Consider the following 19024-nt stretch of genomic DNA (forward strand, 5'->3'; position numbering starts at 1 on the left):
CAAATCACGATGAAATGTTGTGCACTGCAGCACGAGTTAAGTCGTCATTCCGCGTAGAAAAGCGGCGGTGCCGTTGAAATGTCGTTGAGCGAGCCTGTCAAGCCGCCAGGGCGGCCATTGCCTGGGAAAACATGCTGATGTCGGTGTATCCCGTGAATGCTGTTTGCCTCGATGCCGACTGCGCGGAAGGGTGACCCGTTCCAACCACGACGAGATCCAAGGTGACGCGGGAAAGACGAGGGGCCCGAAGGTCAGTTGGTCGAGCGGAACGCATAGCTAAAAGGCGTACTGATCTGAAACTGTGAAAAAACCCCGCTCATGGCGGGGTGAGTTGCGCATCCAGTCGCCTTCGGCGGATGCGTGGCAAGCACCGCCACAACTTGCGTCTACACCAGCAGCGCGCCACCGGCGCGCGATTTTGTGCATTGCGCGGCCTCTATCGCCAGTAACTTCGGCCCTTTTCGCTTGACGATCGACCCATACTATAACCGACCGCGAAGGCAATGGCGCCGACTGTGAGCGCCAATCCTGTTGCAGTGTATGGGTGATCTGCGGCCCCTACCACGACAGCGTTCGCTTCGCGGCCAACTGCGCCGCTGGCTACCTTAGCTATCTTTCGGACACCCGTGGGCGGTTCGGTCGGCTTCCCGGTGAAGCCGGCGCTCAGTTCGTCGTTCGCCATGTTGTTTCTCCTGCTAGGGAAGGAGGAACCGACGACGGAGGGGGAGGTTCCGGATATCACGCACCGACCCCCAACCCCCGGGTTCTAGCAAGTCAAACTCAAGCGCAAGATCAATCTGACCACCGGCAGGAGCGGACTGATTCTCTATCTCGTCATCGAAGCCGGCAATCCGGCCGACAGCGAGCGGCTTTTGCCCTTACTGGAGCGCCACATCCTTCTATGGCGAGGCGCCGCGCGCAGGCGGGCGCCGACGGCGGCTATGCGAGCCGTGAAAACATACCCCAGGCCAAGGCCTGGGGTATGCGCGATATGGCCTTCCATAAGAAGAGCGGCCGCCTCCGGATCAAAGATATGGTCAGGAGCCGCTGGGTGTATCGCAAGCTCAGAAACTTCCGGGCCGGCATCGAAGCCGGCATTTCCGGCCTGAAGCGGACCTATGGCCTGGCCCACTGCACCTGGCGCGGGCTCCACCACTTCGAGACCTCCTCGGTGGTCGCCTACAATCTCGCCCTCTTCGCCCGTCGCAGGCCAACCTGACGATGCTGGCACAGGAAGCCAGCCCGCCGAAGACGAAGTTCATCGATGTCCTCGGACAAAACGGCCTTCCGCGAATGGATTTTTACGCTAGATTCGAGTCATAGTTTCGCAGGCGAGCTGTGGCTGGCGCGGATCGGACGGATATAAAGCTAAAGATTGTTAGTTTCGCGCGAAATGCATGAAATCGAGTTATACCTTGATTTTCTTACAAATCAGCACACCATGATGGATGTATGGCTTCGTAAGCGCCCCCCAGCGGGCGCGTACGAGGTAGAGAGCGAAGGCATAACTTAATGGCACTGAGAAGCGCAAATATTTTGTTCAAGGATGAAACCGCCGGCACGTTGGTCGAAACGGCCAACGGCGGAACGCGCTTCGCCTATCATTCAGACTGGAATAAAGGCAATATCGCGTGCTGCTTCCCCTCCACGCAACGCGAACATGAATGGAAGGTCGGCCTGCATCCGTTTTTCCAGCACCTCGGCCCGGAAGGATGGTTACGCGAACAACAGGCACGTTCGGCCCATGTCGTCGAAGAAGACGACCTTGGGCTGCTCCTTCGTTACGGTGCAGACTGTATCGGGGCCGTCAGCATCCGGCCGCCGGACGATGCCGCACAGCTCCCGGAAATCACCGAAGCCACCGTCAGTCCCGGACGCACGGTTTCAGGTGTGCAGAAGAAACTGCTTGTCACCAAGGACGATGAAAACAGGTTTGTTCCCGCGAGTGCGACGGGATCAGCGCTCTATATCGCTAAATTCAATTCCGACCGAATAGACAACCTCGTTCGAAATGAACTCCTGAGCCTGCGGTGGACCGCCGCCGTCCTTGGCGAAAGGGAAGTAACCGGGTTCACGGCCTCGCTCACCGCGGTTGTTGACGAAACGGCGCTCATTGTTACCCGCTTCGACCGGAGACCGAACGGCGAGAAACTGCGCCTCGAAGACTGTGCGCAGATCCTCAGCAAGCCCAAGGGACAGGACTACGCAGGCAAGTATGATGCGGCCTACGAGGATATTGCCGCGATCATTCGTCAGCACTCATCGCGCGCGCCAATCGACCTGTTGCGGTTTTTCAATCGCCTGATTGTCTTCACCCTGATCGGGAATTGCGATGCCCACCTGAAAAACTTCTCCCTTCTGGAAACGCCGACGGGCTTACGGCTATCCCCCGCCTATGATGTGGTGAACACCGCATTTTATGACGGGTTCGACCAAACATTGGCGCTGTCAATCGGCGGTGAGAAAATCCATCTGGAAGCGGCCAACCAGGCAATTTTCCGCGCCTTCGGCAAGGAGATCGGCCTGCCGGACAGGGCCATCGACCAGACATTCAAACAGCTAAAGCGGCAGGTGGAGAAGGCTGCATCCATTATCCGTCCGCCCGACGCGGAGCCGGCGGATGGCTTCGTGCATAGATTCAAGGAGATCGTGGACAACTCATGCCTGAGAATACTGGAAACATAGCTCCGCTTGCGTGGCAACGGTACGTGGAAGAAACCTTGCGCCGTCGCAAGGCGGAAGGTCTTACTCAAAAACATCATTCGGCTTTGGCGGGTGTCAGCCATCCGACAATGGCTGCGTTCGAGCGTGGTGAAACGACCCTGACACTGGCGAAAGCCCTCGACATCCTGCGCGTCGTTGGTTTGGTGGATGAGCCTACCGAGGGGGACACGCAAGCCCGGTTTGTGCGCGATGCATTTGAGCGTTGGCGTAATCTGGTTGCTCCGCTCCCCCAGGATTCGCCTGCGCGGTTTCCAAATGGCTGGTATCGGTTCGACTACTGGCTTGAGGGCGATCTCAAGATGTCGGAGCTGACCGCCTTTGAACGCATTCTTGAAAAGGCCGTAGTTCGGAAAACGGGCTGGCCGCCGTTCTGGCTTCCGACACGCGAGGCTATTCAGCCGCGTGAAGTTGATGGACTGATTGAATGTTGGCTTGCTCCGCAAGGCGAGGAAGTCGAGCGCGGGTTCAATGATCCTGCGCATTGCGATTTCTGGCGTGCGGCCCCTTCGGGGCGCATGTTCCTGATCCGCGGTTATCAGGAAGATGGTGCGGAGACGTTCCCCGCCGGAACGATCCTCGACACGACGCTTCCCCTATGGCGGATGGGTGAGGTTCTGTTGCACGCGGAAAAGCTTGCGTCGCTCCTTCGCAAAGATGCCGATACAGCCGTGACGGTTCATTTCCGCGTGATGTTCACGGGCCTGCGCGGTCGCGTGTTGCGCTCCTGGGCTAACCCGCTGAGTGATCTGCTTGTCGAAGGTCATGCGGCACGAAGCGATGAAGCCGTGCTGGAGGCAAACTTTTCTGCCAACGATATCGAGAGCCGATTGGCCGAATGCATGCTCCCGTTGTTGACGTCGCTCTATGAGAGGTTCGGTGTGGCAGGGCTTTCGCTCAACCGCGTCGAGGCGGAAGTGCAACGCTTGTTGAATAGCCCCATCAGCAAAGAACGTCGTCCGCGCCGCTAGCGGTGACCGCAAACCGCTTGGGATGGCGCAAAGACCGCAATCTGCCGACTCGGCCACGACAGCATGATTCAAGCGGAGAGCTATTTAATCTGGTACGCAAGGCGGCGTTGCACAAACGCCGGCTTTGAACCCTCAAGAATCTTCACGATAGCGTCATTGATACGCGGATTTTCGATAGACCCGGATTCATAAGTAAACTTGTAGCCAGCCGCTTTGTCCAAAGTTACGTAAAGTACCTGCTCGGCATCCGCCCCAACCGCCAGGTTAGGATTGTGCGTGACCAAAATCACTTGCCCCCTCTTCCTGGCCTAGCGAATGCAGTTCGCCAGCACAGTAAATATGCTGTCGTTGTCAAGATTATCTTGTTGCCGGATCGGCCTGATTTTCCAGATCAACGATTTCGATATTGAGTTCGCGAAGCCGGACCTTGAGGGCGCTGATATCGATCTTGCTGTGAACGGTTTTAAGCTCTTCAAGCTCCGCGAAGGTTGACTTCCCCATACGATCAGATTCCTCGGCTATCGAGGTTATGCTGTTTTTGGTTGATAAAGGCCATGTCGACAGGAAGTGTCGGCCCCGAATTCGCAGGATCCAAATCGACTTCCCGCGACGAAACCAGTCAGTTTTGCGGCGCGCACGCCGGATCGCGCTCAGCCGACTGTCTCGAAACGCAGTCTGTCACGGCGATCTTCTGCTTGCCATCCGACTGTCCCATCGCCGCGCCGACGTGGTTGGCGTAGTTGCCCCTGGTATGCGGATCGATGGCGGCGACCGGAGCAGCGAGGATCAGGCCGGCAGCGCTGCCGGCTGCTGCGGCGGCTCCCGTCGTGCCCGCAATGAGATGGTCTCCGAGACCGATCCGGCTGTCGGTCAGTGGCTGACCTTCGGAGATGCGAGCCCCAATGAGCCGGACGACTTCCGGGGACTCGGCGAACTTGCCGTGATGCATGCCGTCGCCTGCCTTGATCTTGGTAAGATCGATGACGGTGATCTCGTTGTTCGCCAATTCCTGCTTGTAGGGATCGGCCTCGGGGTCGATCGAACCGAGCCGGGGAATGTCGCCCCAGACCCTGCGCGAGAAGGCAAGAGCCCGGTCGTCACGGGATACGAACAGGGTGAACCGGGGGTGCTGGCTGCCCATGTCCTCGATTTGCGAGCGGAAGACGTCGACATCGACATCCGGAGCCGCAAGCATCACGTTCTTGAATTTGGCGGGCAGGCCGTCATTGCGGATCGCCATCTGGCGGAGAGCCTCGAGCGTGAGCCAGTTCCCCATCGAATGCGCGAGGATCGACACCTCCTTCACCTCTTTATCGGCGGCGAGGTACTGGAAGAGCGATTCCAGCGCATTGCGGGTGTAATTGGTGCTTTCTCGGTCATAGCCATAGGCAAGCAGGCTGCCCCGCGACGGCCATGTCACCAGGACAGGGGCGCTGTGGACGCCGGAATCATGGACGATCTGGGCGAAGCGGTAGACGGAGTCCTCGAAGCGGTTGTTGAAGCCGTGAATGAACACGAGCACACTGCGGTCAGGGCTCTTCCTGACCGTGGCATTGAGCCAGGTCTTGGCTCCATCCCTGGTCAGGTCGTCCGCCTTCAACGTCGCGAAATCAGTGGCCGGATTGGACGGAAGTTTTTTCGGCCAGGCAACCTCGCCGACCTTCCGGACAGGCGGGATCGAGACCGTTATGTTCGCGAAGGCTGGCGCGCGTGCCCGCTCGCCCGTGAACATCTCCCCGGGCACTTCTGAACGGCCACGGGTGGTAGTGATCAGCATGTCAACCCGGCTCGTTGCAGGCATGCTGTCGGCGACCGGCGTCAGCACGCCTTTGGGATGCCCGCCGCATCCCGCAACGACAACGAGCATTCCGCAGACCACGATGCTTTGCAGAGGCCGGAAGAGTCCGGAGTGAATCGTGCGGCGATTTTGACCGGTCACTTGTTTCCCCATGTTAAGAGTGAGTCCCGCGAGATGCGGTATGCCGTCGATCAGCCGCCCCCGGCCCACACACAGAACTAGCCGAAGACAGAGCGGCGCGCCCGTAGCATCAGGGAGGTTACGGATCGGAAACGCGAGCAAGGACACGCATATCTCTAGCGCGACTTCGCATCGGCTGCTTCCGCTGCCGCAATCGATGCCTCCACGCCGTCCGGTATCGAAAATCCCGCCTTTCGAAGTCCCGAGACCAGACGGAGCTGGTCCTTTGGCTGGAGATTTCTCATCTTGAACTCGGCTTGGAGGTTGGGAACGAAATCCGGGCGCCTCCGCATGAACGTTTCGCCCGCTCGCCGGGCCTCATGCAGCATCCCGGCCTCCGCATAGATGACCGAGGCCACGGCGTGGAAGAGCGGGAATTTCTGCAGGTCGGCCTGTCTAATCCCGGCGACCGCGGCCGGATGGTCTCCAAGCATGTGGGCCGCGAGGGCGCGAGTCCCGTGGTAGTATCCCGCTCCACCTGGATTGAGAGCAATCGCACGGTCCAGAAGCGCCGCGCCTCGCTGCCATTGGCCGCCCATGGCCACTCGAGTTCCGAGCTCTCCCATGAGCTCGGTGTCGTTCGGGTTCATGGCGAGCGCCTGCTCTCCGGTGCGCATCGCCTCGGCATACTGCCCGTTGAAGAACAATGCGGTCATAAGCGCCTGAAGACCGCGAGTGTTGCCTGGATCAAGCTGGACGGCCCTGCGCGCCGCCTGAAGCGCCCGTTCCATGGCCGTCGGAGCGCCGGACTTCGGATTGAATTTGAACCGCTCCTCGTCGAGATGGGCAATCGACAGCATCGCCCACGCCGTCGCATAGCCTGGATAGCGGGCAACAGCGCTTTCGAGGCATGCACTGACCTTGGCGTGGCGTTCGACGCTCAGTTCGGCGCGGTAATCGTAGAAACTCAGCGTGCAGCTGTAAGCGCCAAGGTCGTCGGGCGGCGGATTGGCGGCATCCGTCTGGGCGATAATGCCGTACGGCTGCGCAACGGCCGTCGCGACCTTGCTCGCTACATCGGACTGGATTGCGAACAGATCGCGCGACTGCAGATCGTTGTCATAGTCCTCCGACCATAGGATCGCTCCGTCGGAGGCATCGACGAGCCGCGCGGTCACTCGGATGCGGCTGCCAGAGACCCGCACGCCGCCCGCGAGCAGATAGCGCGCACCCAGCTCATCCCGGACCTGCGATACGTCCACGTCCGGCGGTAGCGATTTCGACGTCTCGCGACCGAATACCTTGATCTCCTTGAATCGAGGAAGTGCGGTCAGGAGCTCTTCCGTCACACCGTCTGTATAGAGTTCTGCATTCGGCCCTTCTCCAAGATTCGCGAAGGGCGCGATCACTAGCGTTGGGCCATCGGGCACCGAAACACTGCCCGCTCGAAGAGAGGAAACCGACCCCGGCCGATCAATCGTCCAGTAGCCGAGGATCGCGGCGGCCGCGACTGCCACGACGCCTACGCTCAACAACACCCGGCCCCGCCGTCTCGCAGAGACGATGGGGCCGGACGCATCCGGAACCGCCGTCCTGTCCGATTCGGCACGCACGGCTTCCTTCCAGCTAAACGTCGGCCCATACCCGCCCTTGGGAACCTCTATCCGCAACGGATCGTTCTGCCCCGCCACCAGATAGTAGCGCTCGAGCGCCCGCCGCAGACGTGCCGCCTCGATACGCACGACCGGATCGTCCTGCGTGAAGCTCTTATCCCGCTTGAAGACCTCGATGGCGATCGAGTAGCCCTTGATCCGCTCGGCGCGGCCGGCGAGCGTCTCCTCGATGATATAGCGCAGGAGCGCGTCTCCTCGCCCGCCGCCGTGAAATTCCTTGCTCGATACTATCCGCTCGAACTGGGCGCGAACATCATCCGGACCCGGACCCGGACCCGGACCCGGACCCGGAGGCGGGCGCGCGGCAACGGGCGAGGCATCGCTGGGTCCTGCTGCCTGAGCCTGCATCGTCGGCATCGAACTTTCCGCCGCATTAGCGTCTTCCGGCGAGCCTCGCTCCGAGAAGGTGGGGAGATAACCGCCCTTGGGAATGCCGATGACAATAGGATCGGATTTCCCAGCCGTTAGGTAATAGCGCTCGAGAGATCGGCGGAGGTGGCTCGCAGCGATGCGCACGATCGGATCGTTCTGCGGATCGAACGTGCTGTCCCGGCCAAACACTTCCACGGCAACGGTATACGCCTTTATCCGGCTGCCGCGCCCGGCGAGGGTCTCCTCGACGACATACTGCAGAAAGCGGTGCTCGCGGCCGGTCGCGTCGAACTCGGCGCTCTGCCGGATGCGGGCGAGCTGGGCGAGACACCTGGAGTCCGTGGACTGCGGTTTCTCCGCTTCCGATGCTGCAGCGTGAATCACGGCACCCCCCGTACGTGAAAGCCTTCCCGCCAGCCGGAGGACGCATCCAGTAGCACAAGCTATACATCAAAGGTGTGAAACGCAACTGCGACAACCGGTGATAGATGATCTTAGTGCGACGGTGACAGCAAGAACTTGGGGAAGCACTGCGCGATCGCCTCCCGGTAGCCGGCGGGCAACAGTTTACCACGTAAGTTACAGCAGTTCTCCTGCGCATATACCGAAACTCCGCATAGGCTGCCTGCTGATGGGAGCGGCGATGACCAAGATCAACGACCTGACGGGCAGGGAGCAGGCATTTTCATCGGCGGCACGCCGCTTCCCGCAGGCCGAGTTCACGATCCGACGTCTGATGAGAATGAGCGAGGATTTCTACGACTTGTGCGGTGAGCTCGCAGAGGCCGAGGACGCGCTGGCCCGGGTTCCGCAATCCGCCAGGCAACCTGAAGAGCGGCAGCGCGAGTGGCAGGAGCTTATCGATTGCCTCGCCAGCGAAATCGGCCAGGCGCTTGCAGAGCACGGAGGGTGGAAGCCGGGTCCGGGGAGCCCCGGGTGAAGCGGTCGCCCGATAAGTCATTGGCGATGCACCCAAGCATCGTACTAGGTGAGAGTGTGTGACATGAAGCAACAGCATGTGGGTGCCAATCTCGTTTCCGGGATGCGACGTCGAGCGGGGGGACTGGCGGTCGCCGCAATGGCCGTCGCGCTGTCGAATGCGCCGTCCAGAGCCCAGAGTGTAATCAATCCGGATGCGGATTCCGTCCTGCGCGCCATGACCGATCAGTTGCAGGCACTGAAGGAGTTCTCCGTCGAATACGATACAGACCATGAGGTCGTCCAGCTGGACGGGGAGAAAATCCAGTACAGCGCGTCGGGGCGGATCGCGATGTCCCGATCCGCGGGGTTCCGCATGACGCGGCGGGGCCCGTATACGGATACCGAGATCAGCTTCGATGGCAAGGTTGTTTCCCTCTATGGCAAGCGGCTTAACGTCTACGCCCGGATCGACAGTCCTGGCCCCTCGATCGACGAAGCGGTCGCGGAGATTCGGGCGGCGACAGGATTTGACGCCGCCGGGGCCGACTTCCTGTCCGCCGATCCGTATGCCTCGCTGACGGAAGGCGTCGTTTCGGGATCGTTGGTCGGCACCGCCTTCGTGGGCGGCATGCTGTGCGATCATCTGGCGTTCCGGAACGATGACGTGGACTGGCAGCTCTGGATCAGCAAGGGCGAGCAGAACCTGCCATTGAAATACGTCATCACGACAAAATGGGTGACAGGTTCGCCACAATACACGCTGCGGTTCCGAAATTGGCGCACAGGCGGCGTTAGCTCGAAATCGTTCGAGTTCAAGCCGCCAGTCGAGGCAAGGAAGGTGGACGTGGTCCACGCCGATGTCGTCGGCGACCTGCTCCTGGAGACACAGCAATGAGCATGAAGCGGACCTCCGTAAAATATATCTCGGCTGCGGCCATCATGGCCGCCCTCGCGACCGTTGACGGCTGGACTGCAAGACAGTCGGGCCACGGCGCGGTCTTCATCGGCAATGCCCAGGCGCGCGTCGGCCGGCCGCTGACCCCCGCCAGCGTCGCCGGCGTCGCGCGGCGCACCACGCGCCGGACGATACGGCGTTCGGCGATCTACGTGGCCGCCCTGCCTGCCGCATGCGTGAAGACGAGCGTCAGCGGTACGGTCTTATGGCAGTGCGGACCAACCTATTACCAGCCCTATGGCGGCCGCTACGTCGTCGTCTACGTGGACTGATTCCAGCAATTAGCGAAAATCACGTATCGAATTGATATTGAAGGACAGGATCATGAAAATCGCCCGCAAATACGGCCCCATTGCCGCAGCGTTCGTTGCCGCGTTGGCCGTCACGACATCGTATGCGCAGTCACCGACGCCTGGCTACAACACCAAAATTCCCGAGCAAATCCTGACGCCGGACAAGGTCGAATCGAGCATAGGGACGCTGAATTTCGCGGACGGCGTGCCTACCGCAGAGACCGCCGGGAAAGTCTACGACTACCTCGACACCCTCCGCGGCGTCGAGGTCTTCCTCAATTTCATGCCGGCAGCGAGCCTGGAGGGCCTCCGGATGGGCAATGCCGAAATGGGCGCGACCAAGGCCAACCAAGCGCTCATCTTCGACCAACTGCTCGACTCCAACCCCCTTCTGCTCACCGGCAACACGGACACCGTCTACTGCTCCGTGTTCCTCGACCTGGAGACCGACGGGCCGACTGTCGTCGAGGTTCCGCCCGGCACCGGCCCCGGCACTGTCAACGACGCGTTCTTCCGCTTCGTCATCGACATGGGCGCGCCCGGACCGGACCAGGGCAAGGGCGGCAAGTACCTCATCGTCCCGGCGGACTACAAGGGCGACCTCCCGAAGGATAAGAGCGAGGGCGGCGACTACTATGTGGCGCGCTCTCCGTCTCATGTGAACTGGCTGATCCTTCGCGGCTTCCTCGTCGACGGCAAGCCGGACGCAGCGTCAAAGCTGTTCCGCGAGGGACTCAAGGTCTACCCGCTCGCCAAGAAGAGCAATCCGCCGAAGATGGAGTTCCTCGACGGCTCGAAGGTCGCCTTCAACACGGTCCACGCAAACACTTTCGAGTTCTACAAGGAGCTCGACCACGTCATCCAGAAGGAACCGATCGACCTGTTCGATCCCGAATTGCGGGGCCTGGCGGCTGGCATCGGCATTCGCAAGGGCAGATCGTTCGCCCCTGACGATCGGATGACGAAGATTCTGACCGACGCCGTCGGCATCGGCAACGCCACGGCGCGGTCGATTGCTTTCCACAACCGCGATCCTCGCTCTCCGTTGTATCCGAACAGCCAATGGAGGAGCGGTTTCGTCGGCAGCGATTATCGCTGGATTGACCTCGACGGCGTCTCTGGCCGCAACAAGGATGCCCGCACCAACTTCTTCTATATGGCCACGGTAAACACGCCGGCAATGGCCGCGAAATTGATCGGCAAGGGGTCGCAATATGCCCTCATTACCGCCGACGCCACCGGTAGCGCCTTCGATGGCGCAAAGACCTACCGGTTGAACGTACCCTCCAACCCTCCGGCAAAGGAATTCTGGTCGGTCGTGCTCTACGATCCCCAGACACGCTCCGAACTGCAGACGAGCCAGCCCTTCCCAAGCAGGAACAGCAAGCGCGACAAACTGGTCGCCAACGCCGACGGCTCGGTCGATCTCTACTTTGGACCCAAGGCTCCCGCGGGCAAGGACAGCAACTGGATCGAGACGGTTCCGGGCAAGGGCTGGTTCTCGCTCCTCCGCCTCTACGGTCCGCTCGAACCCTGGTTCGACAAGACCTGGCGGCCGGGCGAGATCGAAGAGGTGAGATAACTAGGAGGAGCGGCGCATCCGGGTGCGGCGCATCTACGAACCAAAAGGAAGTCTGGAATGATTACGAAACGCGATCTGCTTCGCTCTGCTGCGATAGGGGCACTCGTCGCCGCGACGGCGAGCTCCACTGCGGTGATTGCTCAGGACAAGGCCGAATGGCCGAGCCCGCTGGAGGCCAAGGACGTCGCCGAAGAAGGCTTCATCTACGGCTTACCGCTGGTGATGAACTATGCGGTCATGCAGGAGTTCGCCGTAAACAGGGACTCGGGTCAGTTCAAGGCACCGTTCAACGAAATCAACAACATGCACCAGGTCGCCAGCCCCGAGGATACGGCAATCATCACGCCGAACAGCGACACCCCTTACTCGATCCTCTGGCTGGATTTGCGCGCTGAACCTGTGGTGGTCTCGGTGCCGGCTGTCGACAAAGAGCGCTATTACTCGGTCCAACTCATTGACGGCAACACCTACAATTTCGGATATATCGGCTCTCGCGCCACCGGGACCGCGCCAGGCTCCTATCTCGTTGTCGGACCCGACTGGAAAGGCGAGAAGCCCAAGGGCATCAAGCAGGTCTTCCGATCGACCACCCCGTTCGTATTCGCCAACTTTCGGACCCAGCTTATCAACGTAGAAGACATGCCGAACGTGGAAAAGGTGCAGGCCGGCTACAAGGCGCAGCCGCTTTCCGCATTCCTCAAACAACCCGCCCCGACCGCCGCGCCGGAGATCGCGTTCGTTCCAGCCACCACCGCCGGGATCAAGGACAACTTCGTCCAATATCTCGACGCGGCCCTGCAATTCGTTCCTGAGACGCCAAGGGACCAGGCGATCCGTGCGAAGCTAGCCACGATAGGCATAGGTCCCGGCAAGACCTTCGAGTTCAAGGAACTATCGCTCGAACACAAAGCCGAAATGCTGATAGGCATGAAGCTAGGTGACGATAAAATCAACGAATGGCTGGCCAGCGGAAACAAACCCATCAACGGCTGGAACGTCAGCTCGCTTCTTGGCGACGAGGCATTCTACAACGGCGATTGGTTGAGGCGGGCCGGAGCTGCAAAGGCAGGCCTTTATGGCAACGATGCAGTAGAGGCCATGTACCCATTCACCAGAACGGATGCGACAGGGGAACCGCTCGACGGCAGCAAGCACAAGTACACACTCACCTTTCCACCCGGCCAGTTGCCGCCTGTGAATGCGTTCTGGTCCGTTACGATGTATGACGGCAAGAGCCAGTTCCTGGTCAAGAACCCGATCAATCGCTACCTCATCAATTCTCCGATGTTGCCGGGGATGAAGACGGCGCCGGACGGCTCGCTGACGCTGTACATTCAAAAAGACAACCCCGGTGCGGGCAAGGAAGCAAATTGGCTTCCGGCCCCGGATGGCGCAATCTATCTGGTGATGCGGCTATATTGGCCGAAGACTACGCCACCCTCGATCCTTCCTGCGGGCAAAGGGACATGGCAGCCACCCGGCGTGAAACGGGTCTCTTAGAGACATGTGATCGGCGAAGCGAATGAGGATGTCGGCAGAGAAGCGTGCGGGTTGAGACGCCTATTTTGCAGGTTTCGCCCCCGCTTGCGTCTCAGCCGCTGAAGAGAGGATACCGGTCTCCAGTTGCTGAAGATTGCCGCGTTCAGCAATGTCACCGTTGTCGAAAGCGGCGTTGGTCGCCGTTGTCGTCATGCCGTGTTTCGGATAGGCGGCAGGCGCGCTCACGAGGCGACTGATAGTCGGCGGGATATTCGGCTATATTGGCGGGCGCTTCGGTTCGCCGTTGTTTAGAGTTGGCTGCGGTCACAAGCCAGGAACGGTCCGATTTTCAGAGACGAACGTCGTCTCTGAAAATGCGGAGACGAGCATCTCGCCGGGCTTCAGCCACCCGTGGAAGATCCTGATTACGCCGGCCGCAACGCTCAGCCTCGCCTTTTTGACACTCGGCGGCTTCGTTGGGGCGTGGTCTTCTGGGGCGCCTCCAACACTGGCTTCGAGCTCACCAACACCGAGGAATTTTGCGTCTCCTGTCATGAGATGCGGGCCAACGTATATGAGGAGTTTACGCGCACGGTTCATTTCTCCAACCGCTCAACCTCGGGCCCGACGATCAATGGCCGGCAAACACCGGGTAGGACGCGATCTGGGCGAAGAGTTGGTCGCGGTGTCTTGGTTCCCATTGGCCGTGATCAATCGGGAGATCGCTCTTTTATTTCGCGGCGAGGCGATGCCGCCGCAAGATCGTTAGCGCGCCGCGGATCGCCGCGTCGGCAGGCGCGGGCGCGAGTTTCACCCCGAAGTTTTCTGCCACCCTCCCATAGACCTCGACAAGATCGTCGTCGCCGACGACCGCGATCGTGTCACCCTCCTTGAACCAGCCACCAGTCCGAGCCTCCACGAATTCCCACCCGATGATGAGACCGGAAAGGCGGCTTTTCATTTCATCCGGCGCAATCGCGCCCGCAAGCCAGCCGGTCCTGACGGCAAAGAGCCGGGTCAACAAGCCGCCGGCCCGGGTGCTCTCTTCCTGCGCGAGCGCAACGCCTTCCGCGAAGGCTTGAGCAGCGTGATCTCGCTCGGCGGTGGCGACTTTCGACAGGAATGAATGGTCGGCCAGCGTCGCGTAGATCTCACCGGTGACGAAGGTGCGGAACCGCTTGATGTGGCCGCCGCGGATCTCGGCCCATTTGGCGTGGGTACCGGGAAGGACGACGATTATGTCCTTGTCCAGGCCGAAGCCGACAAGCTGCGCCTCCTCTCCGCGCATCACATCCGGAAATGGGAATCCGGTGGGATCAGTCAAGCCAGGCAGGAAAGTGATCCTGTCCCCTTCCGGGAGGCCCTCGGTGCGGGCCGCTGCGGCCACATCCGCTGCGCTTGCCGGGGTCGGCACATAGGGCATCTCGATCCATCCGTTGCGGCTTCCAATCATCCCTGCCGCCACGATATCGAGGGGCCCATACTCGGCGCGCCAGGATGCAAGCGCCTCGCTGACGACGCGCCGATGCTCCCCTTTCGCGATCGATTGAATGCCCCGTTCGCCTTCCTTTTGATCGACGAGCGAGCCGTCCGATCTCACCAGGAAAGCCCGAAAGCCTGTGGTGCCCCAATCGAGCACGACCGTGACGGGTTTGAAAGCAGAGTTGGACAAGGTCGATCTCCTTCGAAGTTCGATGATTGACACGACCTACCATGTCCGCGTATGGTCCACAATATAGAAAACAAGTCTCACAATATGGATCATTTGATGCGGCTGACAGGAATTCTCCCGGTTCTCCCGACCCCTTTCACCGAAACGGGTGTCGACCTTGCTGCCATGCGCCGCATCGTCCGTTTCGCTTTGGATGCCGGCGTAGCGGGTGTGGTCTTCCCAGGCTTCGCAAGCGAGGTGGAGGCGTTAACGGGGGAGGAGCGTCAAGCCCTTCTCAAGGTGGTCGCGATCGAGGTGGGGGACCGCGTACCAATCGTGGCCGGCGCCAGCGCGCCGACGGTGGACGAAGTCGTCGCGTATGGTCGACAGGCGCTCGGGCTCGGGATCACGCGGCTGATGATCCAGCCGCCGAAATCGATCGGTGCCGGCGCCGGTGCGGTGACCGCTTTTCTCGCGACCGCGGCCGCGCAACTGCCTGAGGTGGAAATCATCCTTCAAAACGCCCCGGCGCCGCGTGGTTCGGATCTCGCTCCCGAGGCAGTCCTCGAAGTCGTCCGTCGGGTTGCAGCCGTTCGCTACGTCAAGGAGGAGACGCTGCCCGCGGGGCCGGCGATTACGGCCATCCTGGCGAACGCACCGGAGCATATGCTTGGCGTCATCGGCGGCGGAGGCGCCCGCTACATCCTGGACGAGTACGATCGAGGCGCATGTGCGGCGATGCCGGCACTGGAAATCGCCGATCTGCATGCCGCACTCGACCGCAGTTACCGTGACGGTCGTGGAAGCGAAGCGCGGGCTCTTTACGTCAAGTCTCTACCTCTGTTGGTGTTGCAGGCCGTTTACCGTATGCGCTTGACAAAGCATGTGCTCGGCTTGCGCGGGGTTCTCGACAACCCCATTGTACGCGCGCCGACACCGGATCTCGATGCTTTGGCCGTGCGGGACATCGAACGATGCTTCCAGGAGTGTGGCCTCGGGTCCGTCGGGGCGGACAAATGGAGGCGGACAAAATGAGCGATCGCGTCAAAAAGATCGAAAGCTTCACTCTGACGCTGCCGCGCGAAACGCCCTATCTGGGCAAGTCGCGTCCGGGCGAGGAGCCGAACGGGCGCGGCTATCTAGTGCGCAAGGGCAACCGTACCGTCTATCCAACATTCGATCGCAGCGTGCTCGTGCGTATTGAAACCGAGAATGGTGCCGTCGGATGGGGCGAGACCTACGGGCTGGTTGCCCCACGCGCCACGATGGAGATCATCGATGATCTCCTTGCGGATTTCACGATTGGCCGCGACCCCTTCGATGCGGCGGCGATCCATGACGATCTGTACGACCTCATGCGGGTGCGCGGCTATACCGGCGGCTTTTACGTCGATGCGCTCGCTGCCATCGACATCGCCCTGTGGGATCTGGCCGGCAAACTCGCGGGACTGCCTGTCTGCAAGCTTCTCGGCGGGCAGCGGCGCGATCGTATCGCGGCATATGTCTCCGGGCTGCCCGAGGATACGCGCGCCAAACGCGCAGAACTCGCCGCGGCCTGGCAGGCAAAGGGATTTTCGTCTTTCAAATTCGCATCGCCGGTCGCCGACGACGGCGTCGCGAAAGAGATGGAAACCCTGCGCGAAAGGCTGGGTCCGGCCGTGCGCATCGCCTGCGACATGCATTGGGCCCATACCGCAAGCGAGGCAGTCGCGCTCATCAAGACGATGGAACCGCACGGACTGTGGTTCGCCGAAGCGCCGGTGCGCACCGAAGATATCGACGGCTTGGCCCGGGTCGCCGCGAGTGTCTCGACGGCCATAGCGGTCGGCGAGGAGTGGCGAACCGTCTACGATATGGTGCCGCGCGTCGCTCGCCGTGCGCTCGCGATCGTGCAGCCTGAAATGGGTCATAAGGGGATCACCCAATTCATGCGCATCGGCGCATATGCCCACGTCCACCACATCAAAGTCATCCCTCACGCAACGATCGGGGCCGGCATTTTCCTTGCTGCGAGTCTGCAGGCGAGTGCGGCGCTGGCGAATGTCGACTGCCACGAGTTCCAGCATTCGATCTTTGAGCCCAACCGGCGGCTTCTCGTCGGCGATATGGATTGCCTGAACGGCGAGTACGTCGTGCCGACCGGCCCGGGTCTCGGCGTCGAGCCGTCCAAGGAGGCTCAAGGGCTGCTCAAGCAGCATTGAAAGAAGATTCTCTCGGAGGAGTGGAGGAGAAAATGAAGACCATCGGAAAATACGCCGTCGCGGCAACGGTGACCGCAATGCTTGCCTGCACCGCCTCGGCGGTGCCCGCAAGCGCGGAAGTACTCAAATTCGTGTCATGGCAGAAGGATGAGAAGGGCATCGGCGACTGGTGGGGTTCGGTGATCAAGGAGTGGGAGGCGAAGCATCCAGGCAATACGATCGAGTGGACCAAGGTCGAGCGCAGCGCCTACTCCGACACGATGACGACACTGTTTGCTGGCGGCACGCCGCCGGATATCGTCCACCTGGCCTCGTTCGAGTTCCAGACCTTCGCCAATAATGGCTGGCTTGAAGATCTCGGTCCCTGGGTCGAGAAGGCGGGGCTCGAGCTCGACGGCTGGAGCGGGCAGGACATCTGCAAGTTCCAGGATACGACCGTCTGCATCATGATGCTCTATTACGGCACGATCTTCGGCTACAACGAGGAGATGCTGAAGCAGGCGGGCGTCGACGTACCTACAAATTACGAGGAATTCCTTGCCGCGGCTCGAGCGACGACCAAGGACCTGAACGGTGATGGCATTGTCGATCAGTTCGGAACCGGCCACGAAACCAAGGGTGGCGGTGGCCAGTACATAGCCGAGATGGCGAGTTACCTTTTCGACGCCGGCGCGCGCTTCACCAATGCAGAAGGCGAGGTGACCATAGACACCCCTGAGATGGTCGAGGGGCTGACGCGCTGGAAGACGGTGGTCAAGGAAAACCTGACGCCGCGCGATCTATCGGCCGGCGAAGTCCGCAAGCTCTTTGCCGATGGAAAGATCGCGCTGAAGGTCGACGGTCCCTGGATTTATTCCATCATGCAGCAGGGAGCGGCGAAGGATAAGCTGAAGCTCGCCAGCGTTCCCTTCGATCCGCCGCTCGGCGGCTCCTCCAACATTCTCGCCATGCCGAGCGAGATTTCCGAAGAGAAGAAGCAGCTTGTCTGGGATTTCATCGCAATTGCGACTTCCGACAAATTCCAGACCAGCTTCGCAACGCTTGCCGCTTCGACGCCGCCGAGCCCGCGCGCCGATCTCACCGAAGCCAAGGCGCAGATTCCGCATTTCGACCTGATGGCGCAGTCGCAGAAGGCAGCGGCAGACCACAAGATCGACCGCATTCCCATCGGCCTCGAGATCCAGTTCAACGAGTTCTCTAAAATGATCCAGGAGGAGGCGCAGAGGATGATAATCGAAGATCTCGATCCTGCTGCGGTCGCCAAGACAATGCATGAGAAGGCCGAGGCGCTTCAATAGACGCTTGCCGCCCTCGGCACATAAAGGAAAACCGGGCGCCCCTTATGTGGCGTCTGGTCCCCGCAAGAAACAAGAGGCAATCATGAGCCTACGCTTCCTCGATCTGGCACGGCCGAGCCGGCAGCATTGGCTGGGCTATCTGTTGTTGCTGCCGGCCGTCGCGCTGGTCGCCCTGATCATCGTCTATCCGCTGTTCGTGTCCCTCGACTTGTCTTTCCAGAAGATCGGCATGGCGACGCTCAGCGCACCGCGCAAGCCGTTCACACTGGAAAACTACCACAAGCTGTTCGCCTCGCCGGATTTCTGGAACTCGTGCTGGGTGACGATCAAGTTGGTCGCGGTCGTCAGTGCAGCCTGTTTCGCCGTCGGTCTGGGCACGGCCTTGCTGGTCAACAACCGTTTCAAGGGGCGGACGCTAGCGCGTCTCTTCGTGGCTCTGCCCTGGGCCGTTCCCGAAGTCATCGCCGTCGTCATTTTCGCCTGGATCTTCGATTCTTCCTTCGGCCTGATGAACTGGCTCTTCATCAAGCTCGGCATCACGAGCCAGATGATCAACTGGTTCTCCGAACCGACCGCCGCATTCTGGGTGGTGGCGATAACGATGATCTGGAAGGGTTACCCCTTCGTCTCCATCATGACGCTTGCCGGTTTGCAGTCCATTCCGGAAGATTTCTACAACGCCGCCAAGGTCGATGGCGCGAACGCGTTCCAGCGCTTCTGGTACATCACCATTCCCGTGCTCATGCCTGTTCTCGGCGTGACGTCGGTGCTCGTTGTCCTTTGGGTCTTCCGGGATTTTTCAATAATCAAAGTGCTGACCGACGGCGGGCCGCTCAAGGCGACGCAAACGCTCTCGATCATGACTTACGATCAGGCTTTCGGCTTCTTCAATATGGGTTACGCCTCCGCAATCGGCATCGTAACCCTCGTGCTGTGCGTCGTCGCCAGCCTGTTGATGCTCGGCCGCAAGTCCCAGGCAATGTATTAGG

Annotated in this window: 17 protein-coding genes and 3 pseudogenes; 13 read left to right on the forward strand and 7 right to left on the reverse strand. The window is 60.6% G+C overall.

All coding sequences use genetic code 11. The features are described from left to right. Nucleotides 1-436: 436 nt before the first annotated feature. Nucleotides 437-682, reverse strand: coding sequence for a hypothetical protein (locus tag M1D43_RS26955; RefSeq protein ID WP_017276542.1), 246 nt, complete (start codon nucleotides 680-682; stop codon nucleotides 437-439). A gap of 106 nt (nucleotides 683-788) precedes the next feature. Here M1D43_RS26955 and M1D43_RS26960 point away from each other — a divergent pair. The 3 genes and pseudogenes from M1D43_RS26960 to M1D43_RS26970 all read left to right on the forward strand — a co-directional run. Continuing rightward, a pseudogene (locus M1D43_RS26960) lies at nucleotides 789-1219 on the forward strand (transposase); the annotation flags it as partial. A gap of 293 nt (nucleotides 1220-1512) precedes the next feature. Next, nucleotides 1513-2685, forward strand: coding sequence for a type II toxin-antitoxin system HipA family toxin (locus tag M1D43_RS26965; protein ID WP_127510100.1), 1173 nt, complete (start codon nucleotides 1513-1515; stop codon nucleotides 2683-2685). Nucleotides 2686-2708: 23 nt separating this feature from the next. Then, entirely contained in the window at nucleotides 2709-3692 is a 984-nt protein-coding gene (locus tag M1D43_RS26970) for a helix-turn-helix domain-containing protein (RefSeq protein ID WP_017266938.1), read from the forward strand. A gap of 80 nt (nucleotides 3693-3772) precedes the next feature. Here the strand turns inward: M1D43_RS26970 and M1D43_RS26975 are convergent. The 4 genes and pseudogenes from M1D43_RS26975 to M1D43_RS26990 all read right to left on the reverse strand — a co-directional run. Continuing rightward, a pseudogene (locus M1D43_RS26975) lies at nucleotides 3773-4057 on the reverse strand (hypothetical protein); the annotation flags it as partial. Further along, entirely contained in the window at nucleotides 4050-4193 is a 144-nt protein-coding gene (locus M1D43_RS26980; protein WP_017276538.1) for a hypothetical protein, read from the reverse strand. The gene M1D43_RS26980 and the pseudogene M1D43_RS26975, both read right to left, overlap by 8 nt. 118 nt (nucleotides 4194-4311) lie before the next feature. Further along, the gene (locus M1D43_RS26985; protein ID WP_028010641.1) at nucleotides 4312-5778 is read right to left on the reverse strand and encodes an alpha/beta hydrolase; all 1467 of its coding nucleotides are present in this window, start codon (nucleotides 5776-5778) and stop codon (nucleotides 4312-4314) included. Between the two features lie 8 nt (nucleotides 5779-5786). Further along, nucleotides 5787-8039, reverse strand: a complete 2253-nt coding sequence (locus M1D43_RS26990) for a tetratricopeptide repeat protein (protein WP_274858091.1) — start codon at nucleotides 8037-8039, stop codon at nucleotides 5787-5789. 247 nt (nucleotides 8040-8286) lie between these two features. Here M1D43_RS26990 and M1D43_RS26995 point away from each other — a divergent pair, with 247 nt between their 5' ends. The 5 genes from M1D43_RS26995 (at nucleotide 8287) to M1D43_RS27015 (ending at nucleotide 12906) form a co-directional block, all read left to right on the forward strand. Then, on the forward strand, nucleotides 8287-8595 hold the full coding sequence (locus M1D43_RS26995; protein WP_017276537.1) for a hypothetical protein: 309 nt from the start codon (nucleotides 8287-8289) through the stop codon (nucleotides 8593-8595). A gap of 63 nt (nucleotides 8596-8658) precedes the next feature. Further along, the gene (locus M1D43_RS27000) at nucleotides 8659-9471 is read left to right on the forward strand and encodes a DUF2092 domain-containing protein (RefSeq protein WP_017276536.1); all 813 of its coding nucleotides are present in this window, start codon (nucleotides 8659-8661) and stop codon (nucleotides 9469-9471) included. After that, nucleotides 9468-9803, forward strand: coding sequence for a hypothetical protein (locus tag M1D43_RS27005; RefSeq protein ID WP_017276535.1), 336 nt, complete (start codon nucleotides 9468-9470; stop codon nucleotides 9801-9803). Before M1D43_RS27000 ends, M1D43_RS27005 begins: the two co-directional genes overlap by 4 nt. 52 nt (nucleotides 9804-9855) lie before the next feature. Continuing rightward, nucleotides 9856-11406: a DUF1254 domain-containing protein gene (locus tag M1D43_RS27010; RefSeq protein WP_028010638.1), complete on the forward strand. Its 1551-nt coding sequence runs from the start codon at nucleotides 9856-9858 to the stop codon at nucleotides 11404-11406. Nucleotides 11407-11463: 57 nt separating this feature from the next. Next, complete coding sequence (locus tag M1D43_RS27015; RefSeq protein ID WP_498814696.1) at nucleotides 11464-12906, forward strand: DUF1254 domain-containing protein; 1443 nt, start codon at nucleotides 11464-11466, stop codon at nucleotides 12904-12906. A gap of 60 nt (nucleotides 12907-12966) precedes the next feature. Here M1D43_RS27015 and M1D43_RS27020 read toward each other — a convergent pair whose 3' ends face one another. Beyond that, entirely contained in the window at nucleotides 12967-13098 is a 132-nt protein-coding gene (locus M1D43_RS27020) for a hypothetical protein (protein ID WP_498814697.1), read from the reverse strand. Nucleotides 13099-13273: 175 nt separating this feature from the next. Between M1D43_RS27020 and M1D43_RS27025 the strand changes: the two are divergent. After that, nucleotides 13274-13500 (forward strand): annotated as a pseudogene (locus M1D43_RS27025) (NapC/NirT family cytochrome c); the annotation flags it as partial. Nucleotides 13501-13615: 115 nt separating this feature from the next. Here M1D43_RS27025 and M1D43_RS27030 read toward each other — a convergent pair. Beyond that, nucleotides 13616-14557, reverse strand: coding sequence for a 2-dehydro-3-deoxygalactonokinase (locus tag M1D43_RS27030; protein ID WP_153404692.1), 942 nt, complete (start codon nucleotides 14555-14557; stop codon nucleotides 13616-13618). Between the two features lie 84 nt (nucleotides 14558-14641). On the opposite strand from M1D43_RS27030, the gene M1D43_RS27035 reads away from it, so the two are divergent. From M1D43_RS27035 to M1D43_RS27050, 4 genes are all read left to right on the forward strand, one after another. Further along, a complete protein-coding gene (locus tag M1D43_RS27035) occupies nucleotides 14642-15571 on the forward strand; it encodes a dihydrodipicolinate synthase family protein (protein ID WP_164821173.1) in 930 nt (309 codons plus the stop codon). Then, complete coding sequence (locus tag M1D43_RS27040) at nucleotides 15568-16737, forward strand: mandelate racemase/muconate lactonizing enzyme family protein (RefSeq protein WP_498814699.1); 1170 nt, start codon at nucleotides 15568-15570, stop codon at nucleotides 16735-16737. The genes M1D43_RS27035 and M1D43_RS27040 overlap by 4 nt, the downstream gene beginning before the upstream one ends. 32 nt (nucleotides 16738-16769) lie before the next feature. Then, nucleotides 16770-18035, forward strand: a complete 1266-nt coding sequence (locus tag M1D43_RS27045) for an ABC transporter substrate-binding protein (protein WP_127666600.1) — start codon at nucleotides 16770-16772, stop codon at nucleotides 18033-18035. Between the two features lie 82 nt (nucleotides 18036-18117). Next, the gene (locus M1D43_RS27050) at nucleotides 18118-19023 is read left to right on the forward strand and encodes a carbohydrate ABC transporter permease (protein WP_498814700.1); all 906 of its coding nucleotides are present in this window, start codon (nucleotides 18118-18120) and stop codon (nucleotides 19021-19023) included. Nucleotide 19024: the final 1 nt, after the last annotated feature.

Source organism: Ensifer sp. R1-3 (genome assembly GCF_056739175.1).

Coding starts and splice junctions, on each gene's coding strand:
- M1D43_RS26955 (WP_017276542.1), bottom strand. CDS start 682: ATGGCGAACGACGAACTGAGCGCCGGCTTCACCGGGAAGCCGACCGAA.
- M1D43_RS26965 (WP_127510100.1), top strand. CDS start 1,513: ATGGCACTGAGAAGCGCAAATATTTTGTTCAAGGATGAAACCGCCGGC.
- M1D43_RS26980 (WP_017276538.1), bottom strand. CDS start 4,193: ATGGGGAAGTCAACCTTCGCGGAGCTTGAAGAGCTTAAAACCGTTCAC.
- M1D43_RS26995 (WP_017276537.1), top strand. CDS start 8,287: ATGGGAGCGGCGATGACCAAGATCAACGACCTGACGGGCAGGGAGCAG.
- M1D43_RS27000 (WP_017276536.1), top strand. CDS start 8,659: ATGAAGCAACAGCATGTGGGTGCCAATCTCGTTTCCGGGATGCGACGT.
- M1D43_RS27005 (WP_017276535.1), top strand. CDS start 9,468: ATGAGCATGAAGCGGACCTCCGTAAAATATATCTCGGCTGCGGCCATC.
- M1D43_RS27010 (WP_028010638.1), top strand. CDS start 9,856: ATGAAAATCGCCCGCAAATACGGCCCCATTGCCGCAGCGTTCGTTGCC.
- M1D43_RS27015 (WP_498814696.1), top strand. CDS start 11,464: ATGATTACGAAACGCGATCTGCTTCGCTCTGCTGCGATAGGGGCACTC.
- M1D43_RS27020 (WP_498814697.1), bottom strand. CDS start 13,098: ATGACGACAACGGCGACCAACGCCGCTTTCGACAACGGTGACATTGCT.
- M1D43_RS27035 (WP_164821173.1), top strand. CDS start 14,642: ATGGATCATTTGATGCGGCTGACAGGAATTCTCCCGGTTCTCCCGACC.
- M1D43_RS27040 (WP_498814699.1), top strand. CDS start 15,568: ATGAGCGATCGCGTCAAAAAGATCGAAAGCTTCACTCTGACGCTGCCG.
- M1D43_RS27045 (WP_127666600.1), top strand. CDS start 16,770: ATGAAGACCATCGGAAAATACGCCGTCGCGGCAACGGTGACCGCAATG.
- M1D43_RS27050 (WP_498814700.1), top strand. CDS start 18,118: ATGAGCCTACGCTTCCTCGATCTGGCACGGCCGAGCCGGCAGCATTGG.